This is a genomic window from Nonomuraea sp. NPDC050404 (genome assembly GCF_040655495.1).
GTDB lineage: Bacteria > Actinomycetota > Actinomycetes > Streptosporangiales > Streptosporangiaceae > Nonomuraea.
In genome coordinates this window covers 187813-201265 of the sequence record NZ_JBFAKB010000009.1, presented here as the reverse complement: position 1 = coordinate 201265, position 13453 = coordinate 187813, and the positions used below count along the sequence as shown (strand labels likewise).

General features: G+C 72.8%; 11 protein-coding genes and 2 riboswitches. Of the genes, 5 read left to right on the top strand and 6 right to left on the bottom strand.

All coding sequences use genetic code 11. The features are described from left to right. Positions 1-110: 110 nt before the first annotated feature. Entirely contained in the window at positions 111-1127 is a 1017-nt protein-coding gene (locus tag AB0I81_RS25985; RefSeq protein ID WP_360661206.1) for a LacI family DNA-binding transcriptional regulator, read from the bottom strand. 204 nt (positions 1128-1331) lie between these two features. On the opposite strand from AB0I81_RS25985, the gene AB0I81_RS25980 reads away from it, so the two are divergent. Next, complete coding sequence (locus AB0I81_RS25980; protein ID WP_360661203.1) at positions 1332-3170, top strand: glycoside hydrolase family 35 protein; 1839 nt, start codon at positions 1332-1334, stop codon at positions 3168-3170. 121 nt (positions 3171-3291) lie between these two features. Beyond that, a complete protein-coding gene (locus AB0I81_RS25975; RefSeq protein ID WP_360661200.1) occupies positions 3292-4440 on the top strand; it encodes a hypothetical protein in 1149 nt (382 codons plus the stop codon). A gap of 27 nt (positions 4441-4467) precedes the next feature. On the opposite strand, the gene AB0I81_RS25970 is transcribed toward AB0I81_RS25975, so the two are convergent. Next, complete coding sequence (locus AB0I81_RS25970; protein ID WP_360661197.1) at positions 4468-5427, bottom strand: YafY family protein; 960 nt, start codon at positions 5425-5427, stop codon at positions 4468-4470. Between the two features lie 62 nt (positions 5428-5489). Between AB0I81_RS25970 and AB0I81_RS25965 the strand changes: the two genes are divergently transcribed. From AB0I81_RS25965 to metE, 3 genes are all read left to right on the top strand, one after another. Then, complete coding sequence (locus AB0I81_RS25965) at positions 5490-6062, top strand: DinB family protein (RefSeq protein ID WP_360661194.1); 573 nt, start codon at positions 5490-5492, stop codon at positions 6060-6062. A 1-nt stretch (position 6063) separates the two neighbouring features. Then, positions 6064-6501, top strand: coding sequence for a VOC family protein (locus tag AB0I81_RS25960; protein ID WP_360661192.1), 438 nt, complete (start codon positions 6064-6066; stop codon positions 6499-6501). Positions 6502-6586: 85 nt separating this feature from the next. Further along, a riboswitch (cobalamin riboswitch) is annotated at positions 6587-6723 on the top strand. A gap of 257 nt (positions 6724-6980) precedes the next feature. Beyond that, positions 6981-9314, top strand: coding sequence for a 5-methyltetrahydropteroyltriglutamate--homocysteine S-methyltransferase (gene metE, locus AB0I81_RS25955; RefSeq protein WP_360661794.1), 2334 nt, complete (start codon positions 6981-6983; stop codon positions 9312-9314). Here the strand turns inward: metE and AB0I81_RS25950 are convergent. The 4 genes from AB0I81_RS25950 to AB0I81_RS25935 are packed head-to-tail and all read right to left on the bottom strand — an operon-like array spanning position 9293 to position 12973. After that, the gene (locus AB0I81_RS25950; protein ID WP_360661189.1) at positions 9293-10072 is read right to left on the bottom strand and encodes a (2Fe-2S)-binding protein; all 780 of its coding nucleotides are present in this window, start codon (positions 10070-10072) and stop codon (positions 9293-9295) included. The two genes, metE and AB0I81_RS25950, sit on opposite strands and share 22 nt — an antisense overlap. After that, positions 10069-10911: an ABC transporter ATP-binding protein gene (locus tag AB0I81_RS25945; RefSeq protein ID WP_360661187.1), complete on the bottom strand. Its 843-nt coding sequence runs from the start codon at positions 10909-10911 to the stop codon at positions 10069-10071. The genes AB0I81_RS25950 and AB0I81_RS25945 overlap by 4 nt, the downstream gene beginning before the upstream one ends. Then, entirely contained in the window at positions 10908-11987 is a 1080-nt protein-coding gene (locus AB0I81_RS25940) for an iron ABC transporter permease (protein WP_360661184.1), read from the bottom strand. The genes AB0I81_RS25945 and AB0I81_RS25940 overlap by 4 nt, the downstream gene beginning before the upstream one ends. Then, positions 11984-12973 carry an ABC transporter substrate-binding protein gene (locus tag AB0I81_RS25935; RefSeq protein WP_360661181.1) on the bottom strand — a complete coding sequence of 330 codons (990 nt, stop codon included), beginning with the start codon at positions 12971-12973 and terminating at the stop codon, positions 11984-11986. The genes AB0I81_RS25940 and AB0I81_RS25935 overlap by 4 nt, the downstream gene beginning before the upstream one ends. 157 nt (positions 12974-13130) lie before the next feature. After that, positions 13131-13253: riboswitch (cobalamin riboswitch) on the bottom strand. Between the last annotated feature and the right edge of the window lie 200 nt (positions 13254-13453).

Sequence of the window (13453 nt, the reverse complement as noted above, 5' to 3'; positions counted from 1 at the left end):
CAGTGGCATCGATAACATGACAGCGCAAGAGGCACTTTACGCCCAGCCGCCACATGGCTCGTGACAGCGGGACGCCGGGGCGGCCCCAGGCCGGGCTCCGGGGGTGGGTTTCAGGATGGGCGGGGCGGCGCGGTGGAGTCGCGGACCGACAGTGACGCGCTGACCAGCGAATCCCCGGCCACGTCCCCGTCCAGCAGCAGCGAGACGGCCGCCGCGCCCGAGCGGTAGAAGTCCTGCCGTACGGTGGTCAGCGGCGGGTGGCAGTAGGCCGCCAGCGCGATGTCGTCCACGCTCACGATGGACACGTCGGCGGGCACCGACCGGCCGCGCTCGCGCAGCGCGCGGATCACCCCGAAGGCCATCTCGTCGCTGGCGGCGAAGACGGCGGTCACGTCGGGGATCATCGCCAGCACCTGCCCCTGCCGGTATCCGGAGTCGGGCGACCAGTCGCCCTCCAGCGGCGGAGGCGCCGCGATCCCGGCCGCGGCCAGGCATTCCTGCCAGCCCTGGCGGCGCTGGCGCGCCTCGATCCACTCGTCGGGGCCCGAGACGTGCCAGACCTGGCGGTGCCCGAGGTCGAGCAGGTGCCGGGTGGCCAGGCGGCCCGCCTCCTTCTGGTCGATCCCGAGCACGCGGGCGCTGGCGGTGCGCGAGCCGTCGAGGGTGACCGTGGGGATGTCGCGGGTGATGTCCTCCACCTTCTGGGTCACCGAGATGAGCGGCACGGCGATGACGATGCCGTCCACGCCCTGGTCGGCGAGCTTGGACAGGGAGCGCTCCATCAGCGCGGTGTCCAGCCTGGCGATGGTCGCGATGCTCACCGCGTAGCCGGCCTCGCCCGCCGCCGCCTCGACGCCGGCGGTCACCGCCGAGCGCGAGTAGTAGCCGCCCGACTGCAGCAGCACGAGCCCGAGGGTGTGGCTGCGGCCCGACGACAATACCCTGGCGGCGTTGTTGAAGCGGTAGCCGAGCTTGTCCACCGCGGCCAGCACGCGCTTCCTGGTCTCCGGGTTGACGTTCGGCGAGTCGCGCAGCGCCCGCGAGACGGTCTGCGCCGACACCCCGGCGGTCTTGGCCACGTCAGCCATGCTCGGCTGTCTCGCGGGCCGCCCGGCGGTCTCGGTCATGGCGCTCCCCTCTCGCGGCCGCTGCGCGCCGCGAACCTCTCGCGGCGTTGGTCCGCCGCGAATCTCTCGCGGCCGTTCAGCGCGCGAACCTCTCGCGGCCGCTCAGCGCCGCGAACTTCTCGCGGCCGGTACGCGCCGCGAAGTCGTCAGCCCAGATCATAGCGCGCTTGTTACAGATGTCATCGATAACATAGGCTCCCCTGCGTGATCGAGCTGCCCGCGCCGGATCCCACCCCGGCCACGACGACGACCACGGCCCACGCGCCGCCCACGAGCACGCTCACCTGGCATGGCGGCCGCCTGTTCCGGCACGGCGTACCGCATCGCATCCTGTCCGGGGCGCTGCACTACTTCCGCGTGCACCCCGCCCTCTGGCGGGACCGGATCCGGCGCCTGGCCGACCTCGGGCTCAACACGGTCGACACCTACGTCGCGTGGAACTTCCACCAGCCCCGCGAGGACGCCGCGCCACGCTTCGACGGCTGGCGGGACGTGGAGCGGTTCATCGAGACCGTGGCTGAGGAGGGTCTCGACGTCATCGTGCGGCCGGGGCCCTACATCTGCGCCGAGTGGTCCAACGGCGGCCTGCCGAGCTGGCTCACCGGGCGCGACCTGGCGCTGCGCAGCTCCGACCCCGCCTTCACCGCCGCGACCGGCCGCTGGTTCGACGAGCTGATCCCGCGCCTGGCCGCGCTCCAGGCCGCCGAAGGCGGGCCCGTCGTGGCCGTGCAGGTGGAGAACGAGTTCGGCAGCTACGGCGACGACCGGGACTACCTGCGCTGGAACCGCGACGCCCTGACCGCGCGCGGCATCGGGGAACTGCTGTTCACCGCCGACGGCCCCACCGAGCTGATGCAGGACGGCGGCACCCTGCCCGGCACCCTCGCGGCCGTCACGCTGGGCTCCAAGCCCGGGGCCGCCCGCCGCCTGCTCGCCGCGCGGCGGCCGGACGAGCCGTTCGTCGTCGCCGAGTTCTGGAACGGCTGGTTCGACCACTGGGGCGAGCGGCACCACGTACGCGGGGTGGACAGCGCCGTGCGCACGCTCGAAGGGATCGTCGCCGACGGCGGCAGCGTGAGCGTCTACATGGCGCACGGCGGGAGCAACTTCGGGCTCTGGGCGGGCGCCAACGAGCAGGACGGACTGCTGCAACCCACCGTGAGCAGCTACGACTCCGACGCCCCCGTCGCCGAGGACGGCACGCTCACGCCCAAGTTCCACGCCATGCGCGAGGTGCTCGGGGCGAGCGGACCCCTGCGGGTGCCGGAGCGCATGCCGGTGCTGCCGCCGGCGCGCGTCCCCCTCGTGCACCACGCCGGCCTGCTCGCGGGGCTGCGCGCCGTGCCCGCGCCCACCTCGTCGGGGCCGCGCCCGGCCTCCTTCGAGCGGCTCGGACTGGACGCCGGCATGGTGCTGCACACCGCGCGGCCGCGCATCCCGGCGGGCGAGCACCGGCTCACCCTCACCGACGTACGCGACCGCGCCCTGGTCTTCGCCGACGGCGTGCTCCTCGGCGTCGCCGGGCCCGGCTCCCCGGAGCTCCCGATCCACGGCACCGGAGCCGTCGTACGCCTGGAGGTCCTGGTCGAGAGCCTCGGCCGGGTGAACTACGGGCCGGGCCTCGGCCGGCACAAGGGCCTGCTCGGGCCCGTACTCGTCGATCGGCGGATCGTGCAGGGCTGGGACAACACGCCGATCGCGCTGCAGGAGTGGTCGGCCGACGAGTTGTCCAAGGCGACCAACGCCGGCCTGGAGGACGGGGACGCCGGTTTCGCCGTCGCGACAGTGCGCGTGGACACACCCGCGGACACCTTCCTCGCTCTGCCGGGCTCGGGACGTGGCCTGGTCTGGGTCAACGGCTTCCTGCTCGGCCGCCACTGGGACATCGGCCCGCAGGTCACGCTGTACTGCCCGGCGCCGCTGCTGCGTACGGGCGAGAACGTCGTGACGGTCCTGGAGCTGGAACGGCTCGGCGGTCTCCTGGAACTCCGGGACCGGGCCGAACTGGGCCCGGCGGAGGAGTACATCGAGGAGTTCGGCTGACCGGCGACACAGGAGGTTCGGCGGCGATTAACTGACAGTTCAAGAAATAGTCAGACATCGGCATGGGGCCGGTATAACGTCTCTGCTCGATCACTGAAACGTCGAAGACGGGTACTGCACCATGCGCAAGGTCCTGACTCTCACCGTGGCCGCCACCTCGGCCCTGACCCTCCTTTCGCCTCCGGCGACCGCCGCCGACCGCCCGCGCGACCTACCGGCGGAGATCGACGGCGGCGCCTGGACCGCGGGGCACGTCCAGGGCATGGCCATCGACCGGCGCAAGGGGTTCATGTACTTCTCCTTCACCAACCTGCTGGTCAAGACCGACCTCAAGGGCAAGCTCATCGGCTCCGTGACCGGCTTCACCGGGCATCTCGGCGACCTCGACTTCAACGCCCAGGACGGCCGCGTGTACGGCTCGCTGGAGTACAAGGAGCAGGAGTCGTTCTACATCGCGATCTTCGATGTGGACCGCATCACCAAGCCGGACATGGACGCCCAGACCACCGACGTGGTCAAGACCGTCTACCTGAAGGACGTCGTCGCCGACTACGCCGCCGACATGAACAGCGACGGCAAGTTCGACGGCAACATCGGCGACACCCCCGACCACCGCTACGGCTGCAGCGGCATCGACGGCGTCTCCTTCGGCCCCGAGTTCGGCAAGAAGGGCGGCAAGCAGAAGCTGACCGTCGCCTACGGCATCTACGCCAACACCTCCCGGGCGGACAACGACCACCAGGTCCTGCTCCAGTACGACATCCAGCGCTGGAAGAAGTACGAGCAGCCCCTCACCGAGAGCGCCCCGCACGACAGCGGCCCCGAGCGGGCGGACGGCAAGTACTTCGTCTACACCGGCAACACCACCTACGGCGTGCAGAACCTCGAGTACGACGAGCACACCGGCAACTGGATGATGGCCGTCTACAAGGGGACGAAGCCGACGTTCCCCAACTACACCCTCTTCGCGGTGGACGGCGACAAGCGTCCCAGGACGGGCGAGATCAAGGGCCAGCCCGAGGCCGAGCGCGGTAAGCTCCTCACCCTGGCGTCCGGCGGGGTCGAGGACGAAGCGACGGGCGTCAGGGGCTGGCGGGCCACCGGCGGCGAGTACGGCCTGATCTCGCTCGGCGGCGGCCGCTACTACGTGGCCGCCGCCGACAAGGTCACCGAGGGCGGCGTCGAGAAGCACACCGGCCAGGCCCAGCTCCACCGCTGGACCGGCCAGTACCCGAACCCCTTCGCGAAGATCACCCAGGCGCCGGCGTAACACTTCAGAGCCGATCGGCCGGGCCCGTCAGGTGGGCTCGGCCATCGCGGTGAGGCGGCGGGCGAGCCGGGCGATGGCCTCCCGCAGCTCGGGCGGCTCCAGCACCTCCGCCTCGAACGGCACCAGGGCCACGTGCACGGCCATCCAGTTCAGGTCGTCCCCGCCGACGATGAGCACGCACCAGCCGTCGCGATCCTCCTCCACCCGCGCCACCTGGGGCGGCACCAGCTCCTGCACCTGGGCGGGCCGGGCGTGCACGCGTACGCGGGCCAGATACCGGTAGGGCGCCTCGGTCGTCCCCCGCTGCACGTACGCGACCGGGTCGGGGTGCGGCCTCGGCTTGAAGCGCCAGGTCGTCGCCGCCACCTCGCGCATCCGGTCCAGCCGGAAGGTGCGCCAGTCGTCGCGGCCGGTGTCCCAGGCCATCAGGTACCAGCGGCGGCCGGTGGCGACCATCCGCACCGGCTCGACCGTGCGCTCGCTCTCCCCGCCCTCGCGCGCGGCGTACCTGAACCGCACCCGCACGGCGTCGCGGCAGGCCCGCGCGAGCGTCACCAGCAGTTCCTGGTCGATCTCGACCCCCGGCCCCGTGAGGGTGTCGGTGGCGCCGTGCACCGCCCGCACCTCGGCGCGCAACCGGGGCGGCATCACCTGGTCGAGCTTCGCCAGCGCCCGCAGCGCCGCCTCGCCAGCGCCGGCGACCGTGCCGCCGGACGCCAGCCGCAGGGACACCGCCGTCGCGATCGCCTCCTCGTCGTCGAAGAGCAGCGGCGGCAGCCTGGTGCCCGCGCCGAGCTGGTAGCCGCCGCCGACGCCCGCCGTGGCGTGCACGGGGTAGCCGAGCACGCGCAGCCGTTCCACGTCGCGGCGCACCGAGCGGTCGGTCACGCCCAGCTCGGCGGCCAGTTCGGTGGCGGTCCATGACGGGCGGTGCTGCAGCAGCGCCAGCAGGCGCAGCACGCGCTCGGTCGTCCCCTCGACGGTCATTTTTTCATGGTTCCACACATCACGGACCGATCCTGTCCGCTATTTGCGGGAAGGTGAGACGCATGACCGACCAGACCTGGAACTCCCTGCTCCGCGACCAGATCGACTGGCACTGGACCCACCAGCTGCGCGACCGGCTCGACGGGCTCACCGACGACGAATACTTCTGGGAGCCGGCGCCCGGCTCGTGGAACGTGCGCCCGCGCGGCACCGGCACAGCGCCGGTGCAGGCCGGAGCCGGCGCGATGACCATCGACTTCGCGTTCCCGATGCCGGAACCGGCGCCGTTCACGACCATCGCCTGGCGTCTCGCGCACGTGAACGTCGGCGTGCTCGCGATGCGTAACGCCTCGCACTTCGGCCGCGTGCCCACCGACTACGACTCCTACGAGTACGCCGCCACCGCCACCGATGCGCTGGCCCAGCTCGACGCCGAGTACGCCAGATGGCTGGCCGGCGTCGAGGCCCTCGGCGAGGACGGGCTGGCCCGCCCGTGCGGTGAGGCGGAGGGCCCGTACGCCGACTATCCGCTCTCGGCGCTGGTGCTGCACATCCACCGCGAGCTGATCCACCATCTGGCCGAGGTGTGCCTGCTGCGCGACCTCTACCTGCACACCCACCGGGAGGCGAGCTGACATGGCGCGCGACGTACAGATCACCTTCGACTGCGCCGACCCCGCCGCGCTGTCGGCCTTCTGGGCCGAGGCGCTCGGCTATCAGGTGCAGGATCCGCCCAAGGGCTTCGAGTCGTGGGAGCAGGCGCTGGAGGCGTGGGGCGTGCCGCCCGAGAAGCGCAACGACGCCTCGGCGGCCGTCGACCCGGACGGCTCGGGGCCGCGGCTGTTCTTCCAGCGGGTGCCGGAGGGCAAGCAGGTCAAGAACCGCGTGCATCTTGACGTACGGGCGGCTCCCGGGCTTGAGGGCGAGGCGCGGATGGCGGCCCTGGAGGCGGCGGCCGAGCGGCTGATCCCCCTTGGCGCCACCCGGTCGCACCGCGTCGAGCCCGCTCCCCCGCTTGAGCTGGGTTTCATCGTGATGGCCGACCCCGAGGGCAACGAGTTCTGCCTGGACTGAGCCCCCGGGGTCACGGGACGGGTGTGCGCGGCTTAGGGTGGGTGCCGCAGTCGGTTCGTACCTGCCCGCCAGGCAGGCGCGTCGCAAGAGGGAACCCGGTGTGAATCCGGGGCTGCCCCGCAGCGGTGAGTGGGAGCGACCGCCGTCACCCGCACTGGGCCTCCGGGCCCGGGAAGCGACGGCCAGTAGGAGCGAGCAGGACGCCCACGAGTCCGAAGACCTGCCGCTGCCCGCGCGCGCCGGCGTGCGGCGACATCGACGGCCTCGAGGGCGGGCCGGGCGAATCGCAGGTGCGCGCCACACCTCGTTCTGCGGTCGCGCCCTTCGCCTCCGGGGGATCGTCGAGGTCTCCCGTGACTCGCGAAGGAGAGTACGTGGCCAACACCCCCGCCACCACGCCCGCCACCGGGCCTGACATCCACGCCACCGCGCCCGACAGCCCCGCCACCGCGCCTGGCACCACCGTCCCCGGCACCACTGTGCTCGGCTATCCCCGCATCGGCCCCCGGTGTGAGCTGAGATCGGCCACGGAGGAGTACTGGGCGGGCCGGCTGGACGCCGAAGGGCTGCTGGAGGTGGGTGCGCGGTTGCGCGGGTCGGTCTGGACGGACCTGCGCGCGGCCGGTCTCGACCAGATCCCGTCCAACACCTTCTCCCTCTACGACCACCTGCTCGACGCCGCCGTACTGGTGGACGCCGTCCCCGAACGCTTCCGCCACCTGGACGGGCTGGACGCCTACTTCGCGATGGCACGCGGCGCGGACGGCATCCCCGGCCTGGCCACGGACGAGTGGTTCGGCACCGGCTACCAGCACCTGGTGCCGGAGATCGGCCCCGGCACCAGGTTCAGGCTGGCGGCGGCCGGACGGGCCAAGCCGCTGGCCGAGTACCTGGAGGCCCGCGCGCTGGGGGTGGAGACCCGGCCCGTGCTGGTCGGGCCGCTGACGTTTCTGCTGCTGGCCGCCTCGCCCGCCGGTTTCCGGCCGCTGGACCTGCTCGACGACCTGATCGAGGTCTACGCCGAGCTGCTGGAACGGCTCAGCGGCGCGGGCGCCACCTGGGTGCAGTTCGACGAGCCCGCCCTGGCCTGCGACCGCAACTCCCGCGAACTCGCCGCGCTCGGCCACGCCTACCGCAGGCTGGCCGCCCTCCCGTCCCGGCCCAGGCTGCTGGTCTCCACCGGCTTCGGCGAGATCGGGGACGCGCTGCCCGTCCTGGCCGCGACCCAGGTGGAGGCCATCGGCCTGGACTTCGTGGCCGGTCCCGGCAACCTTGAGGCGCTGGCCTCGATCGGCGGGCTGCCGCTGCGCACCCTGGTCGCCGGGGTGGTGGACGGCCGCAACGTGTGGCGTACCGACCCGCGCCAGGCCCTGGCCACCTGCGCGTCCCTGCTCGGCCTGGCCGGGGAGGTGACGGTGAGCACCTCCTGCTCGCTCCGGCACGTGCCGCTCGACCTGGACGCCGAGCCCGACCTCGACCCCGGCCTGCGCGCGCGGCTCTCCTTCGCCAGGCAGAAGGTCGATGAGGTGGTCGCGCTCGGCCGGGCCCTACGCCAGGAACGCCCGGCCACCCCGTCCCACGCCACCGCCCCGAACCCTCCCGTGAGCGACGCCACCGGTCATCGCCCCACGGCCGCCCGCCCGCACGCGCCCGACCACGACACAGTGGCCCGCCTGTACGCGCCCGACCACCGCGTGCGCGCGCGACTGGACGCGCTGGGCAAAGGGCGGCCGCGCGCGGAGTGGGCCGTGCGGTCGGCGGCGCAGCGGCGCGCGTTCGGGCTGCCCGACCTGGCCACCACCACCATCGGCTCGTTCCCTCCCTCAGAACGCGTCCTCCGGGCGCGGGCGGACCTGCGCGACGGCCTGATCGACGAGGCCGGCTACGAACGGGCGGTACGCGACGAGATCGACCGGGTGATCGCCTTCCAGGAGCGGCTCGGCCTCGACGTGCTGGTCCACGGCGAGCCAGAGCGCGAGGACATGGTCAGGTACTTCGCCGAGCGGCTGCGGGGGTTCGCCCTGACCCGCCACGGCTGGGTGCAGGCGTCCGGCACCCACTACGTACGCCCGCCGATCCTCTACGGCGACGTCTCCCGCCCCGCCCCGATGACCGTCCGCTGGGCCACCTACGCCCAGTCGCGCACGGACCGCCCGGTCAAGGGCGTGCTCACCGGCCCCGTCACGCTGCTGGCCCGCTCCTACGCGCGCACCGACCTGCCACGCGCCGACATCGCCCGGCAGCTCTCCCTCGCGCTGCGGGACGAGATCCACGACCTCCAGGCCGCCGGCATCGGCATCATCCAGATCGACGAGCCCGCGCTGCGCGAGCTCCTGCCGCTGCGGCAGGCCCAGCGCGCCTTCTACCTGTCCTGGGCCACCGGCGTGTTCCGGCTGGCCACCTCGGGCATCGCCGACACCACCCAGATCCACACCCACATCTGCCAGTCGTGGTCGGAGGACGTGCTCGCGGCCATCGGCGCCCTCGACGCCGACGTCACCAGCGTCGAGTCGGCGCGTCCCCGCATGGGACCGCTGTCCGGCCCGCGTGCCGCGCTCTTCCGCGGCGGGGTGGGCCCCGGCGTGTACGACAGCCGCTCGCACCGCGTCCCCGGCGTCGAGGAGATGGCCGACGCGCTGCGCCACCTGCTCAGGTCCGTCGGGCCCGACCGGCTCTGGGTCAATCCCGACTGCGGGCTGCGCACCCGCGAGCCCGCCGAGATCGAATCTGCCCTGCGCAACATGGTCGCCGCCGCGGCCCGCGTCAGAGCGGCCCTGCCCGCCGCCCTCGATCAACCGTCGGGCGGGCGGTGACGGTCGCGGTCCAGTGAGCAGTCGCCGCATCCGCTGCCGCCGGGGACCCGGTAGTACAGGCAGCAGGTGCTGCGGCGGAAGGCGAAGTCCCGGTTGAGGGGCAGGCCCCTGCCGCGCAGGTCTCCCGTGCCGAGCAGCCGCCGGGTCAGCTCGGTGACGGGTGCGCGCAGGCTGGGGCGGGCCTTGATGAGCTCGCGGGCGGCCTCGGCCAGCGCGGAGGCGGCGTTCCCGTGCAGCAGCCCCGAGGCGACCTTGACCCGGAGCCCGGCGGCCAGCGCGGCCAGGTGCTCCTCCATGACCAGGCGGTACAACACCGGTGCGAGCGTCTCGGAGTCCGGCCACCCGCCGGGCCGGGGCAGCGGATCAGGGATGAGCCACCCTCGGGGCTGGGGCAGCGCGTCAGGCACGAGCCACCCTCGGGGCCGGGGCACCAGGAGGGCCGCGCCTTCGGTCTCCTGGTGCAGGTCGTCGAGATCGGGGACGAGGCCGTGAGCGACGGCGCAGCCCAGCGTGAGCGACCACAGGCGGGCGGCGTGCCCGAGTTGCACGATCGAGGCGGCGACGCGTAACTCGGAGGTGCGGTAGCGGGCGGCGCGGGCCGCCACCAGGTGCGGCATGCCCTCGGCGTAGGCGTGCGCGATGGGACGCCAGGCGCCGTCCGCGTCCCCGACGGTGATCGCGAAGAACGGGCCGATGGTGGCGAGGTCCGACAGGGCTTCGGCGACGGACGCGGGCGGCGCGGGCCGCAACGGGGTCATGGCGCGGTGCTCCCTTCATGGCCGGGCTGTGGGGACGCGCTTCCTCCGGAACCGGACAGGGGAAGGCCGGGCAGGACGTTGATCTGCGGGATGCCGGTGCCGGGGTGAATGGTCACCTCGGCGTCCACCTCGTACACCTCGGCGAGCAGCCCGGGGGTGAGGACCCGCGCGGGCGGGCCGTCGGCGACGACGCGGCCGGCGTCCATGACGCAGATCCGGTCGCAGAAGGCGGCGGCCAGGTTGAGGTCGTGCAGCGCGATCACCGCGGTCACGCCCAGGCCACGCACCAGCCGCAGCGCGTCGAGCTGGTGGCGCAGGTCGAGGTGGTTGGTGGGCTCGTCCAGCACGATCGTGCCGGTCTGCTGCGCGAGGGCGCGGGCGATCAGGACGCGCTGTTTCTCCCCTCCCGACAGCCGGTCGAACGGCGCCCGCGCGAGCCCGGTGACGTCCAGCGCCGCCAGCGCGTCAGTGATGATCTTCCGGTCGCCGGCGTCGTCCCCCTGGAAGGCCCGCTTGTACGGGCTGCGCCCCATGGCCACCACCTCGTACCCGGTCAGCTCGAACTCCCCCGGCGTCTCCTGCATGACGGCGGCCAGCCGCCGGGCCAGCCGCCTGCCGCCCATCCGCCAGACGTCCTCGCCGTCCAGCAGCACCCGGCCCGAGGTGGGGCGGCGGGCGCGGTACAGGGTGCGCAAGAGGGTGGACTTGCCCGCGCCGTTCGGGCCGACGAGCGCGACGACCTCGCCGGGCGCCACCTCCAGGCTCGCCTCGCGTACCAGGTCACGGCCGGAGACGGTGACGCCCACGCGTTCGACCCGCAGGGTCCCCGGCGTCGTCATCGGGCGGCCCTCCGGCGCATCAGCCACAGGAAGAAGGGGCCGCCCACGAGTGCGGTCAGTACGCCGATCGGGACCTCCTCGGGAGCGATCACGGTGCGCGCCGCCAGGTCGGCGGTGATCAGGAAGGCCGCGCCGAGCAGGGCGACGGCCGGCAGGGCGCGGCGGTGCTCGGCGCCGACCAGCAGGCGGGCGATGTGCGGCAACATCAGCCCGACGAACCCGATCGAGCCGCTGACCGCGACGATCGCGCCGACCACCAGCGCGACGAGCACGAACAGGGCGGCGCGGAAGCGGTGCACGTTCAGGCCCATCGAGGCGGCCGCCTCCTCCCCCGCCAGCAGCAGGTTGAGCGGCCGGGAGACGCCGAGCAGCGCCACCGTCCCGAGCAGCACCGCCGCCGCCGGGATGGGCACCAGGTCCCAGGTGGTGCCGCCGAAGCCGCCCAGCATCCAGCGCATCGCCGACTCGGCCTTGCGCGGTTCGCCGGAGGTGACGATGAGGTAACTGGCGATGGCCGAGAGCACCTCGGCGGTGGCGACTCCGGCCAGGACCAGCCGTACGGTGGTCATCCGCCCTCCGGAGCGGGCCAGGACGTACACCGCCGTCAGGGCGGCCAGGGCGCCGGCGAAGGCGGCCAGCGGCAGCGAGAACGCGCCGAACAACGAGAGGTTCAGCACCAGCACGGTCACCGCGCCGACGCTCGCCCCGGAGGAGACGCCGAGCAACATCGGGTCGGCCAGCGGGTTGCGTACCAGGGCCTGCAGCGCCATCCCGCACACCGCCAGGCCCGCGCCGACGATCCCGCACAGCAGGACGCGCGGCACGCGCACGTCCATCACGATCGTCTCCCGCACCGGCGGCCAGGCGGGCTCGATCGCGGCGGGCACGATCCGGTGCAGCACGATCGCCCACACCTCCCCCGCCGCCAGCCCGACCGACCCGGCCGCGATCCCGGCCGTCGCCGCCACCACGAGCGCCGCCCCCAGCAGGACCAGCACCATCCCGTACGGCAGGCGCACGGCACGGGCACGCGGCTCGGCTTCGGGCTCCGGCCGCGATGCCGTGGCCCCGCTCACGAGAAGCGGTCGGGGTGAAGCTGACGCGCCAGCGACTCCACCCCCTCCGGCGCCCTGACGCCCAGCACCGTGGACGACAGCGGCAACACCGCGAACCGCTGCTCCTTGATCGCGGGCACGTCCTTGAGCGCCGGGTTGGCCAGCAGGAACTTCTTCTTGTCCGCCACGGTCTGGTCGCCGTAGTCGTAGATCACGATCGCCTCGGGCGCGCGCTCGGCGACCTGCTCGAACGACACGTCGCCGAACGCCTTGTCCAGGTCGGCGAACAGGTTGGTGCCGCCCGCCCGGGTGATCATGTCGTTGCCGATGCCGGCGCCGCCCGCGGTGAAGGCGGTCTTGTCGCCGCTGTCGTACACGAACACCTTGACCTTCCCGGCGTCCCCGACCTTGCCCTTGACGCCGTCGAGCACGCCGCGCAGCTCGGTGACGAGCCGCTCGGCGCGGTCGCCGACGCCGAAGATCCGGCCGATCGTGCGGACCTCCTCCTCCAGCAGGTCCATGGTCACCGGCCCGGACGGGCAGGCCTCCAGGTTGAGGAAGGAGTGGATGCCGGTCTTGGCCAGCGCGTCCCTGCCGCGCCCCTGTTTGTCGTCGAAGGCGCTGTCGAAGCCGCCGTAGACGAAGTCGGGCTCGGCCGACAGCAGCGCCTCGTACGAGGGGTACTCCTCGGCCAGCACCTTGACGCTCTTGTACGCGGCCTCGTACCGCTGCGGGACGCGGTCGTCGAGATAGGCGGTGCCGGCCATCGACTTCTCCAGCCCGAGCGCCAGCAGGATCTCGGTGACGTGCTGGTTCATCGTGACCGCCCGCCGCGGCGGCTGCCGGTAGGTGGTGTTCACGCCGCAGTTGGCCACCGTGACGGGGAAGCCCGCGGCGGCCGGTGCGGGTGCGGCGTCAGGTGGAGGGCCTCCGCAGCCGGCCACCAGTCCGGTGATCAGCAGGGCGGACGCCAGAAGGCGGAAGGGGAGCGAGCGTCGGCTCGTCATGGGCGCGACCTTTCCTGACGGCATGACCCGGGACGGGATCGCAGGAGAAGGCCCGCATGGCGGGCAGCGGCAACACCTCACGCCGTACGCGCGGCATGGCCGTCACCATCCTCTCTTGGGGAGATCCGCCCCAATTTCCTCGAGGAGGCGACCGCGTGAGTCTCCTGGCTCTCGGGTCGACGCTCTCCCCGGCCTTCCCGCCCATGGGCAGTGGCCTTCGTCGGGGATCGCTCACCGATCACAGTGGCGGGACCGCGCCGGATTCACACCGGCTTCCTCTGTTCCGCCGTCGCCTTCGCCCGGAATCGTCTCACACCCGCGCCCACCGCTGTTCGCGGGCCGCCGTCGCAGGATTGTTATCGTTATCAGCCAACGCCTTGTCGGCAGCATCTTCTGAACGGTTCCGGCTGGCCACAGGCGTTGATGCCGGTTGACGAACGTTGCTGTTAACGTTATCAATTCCCGGAACGCAGCCGTGCG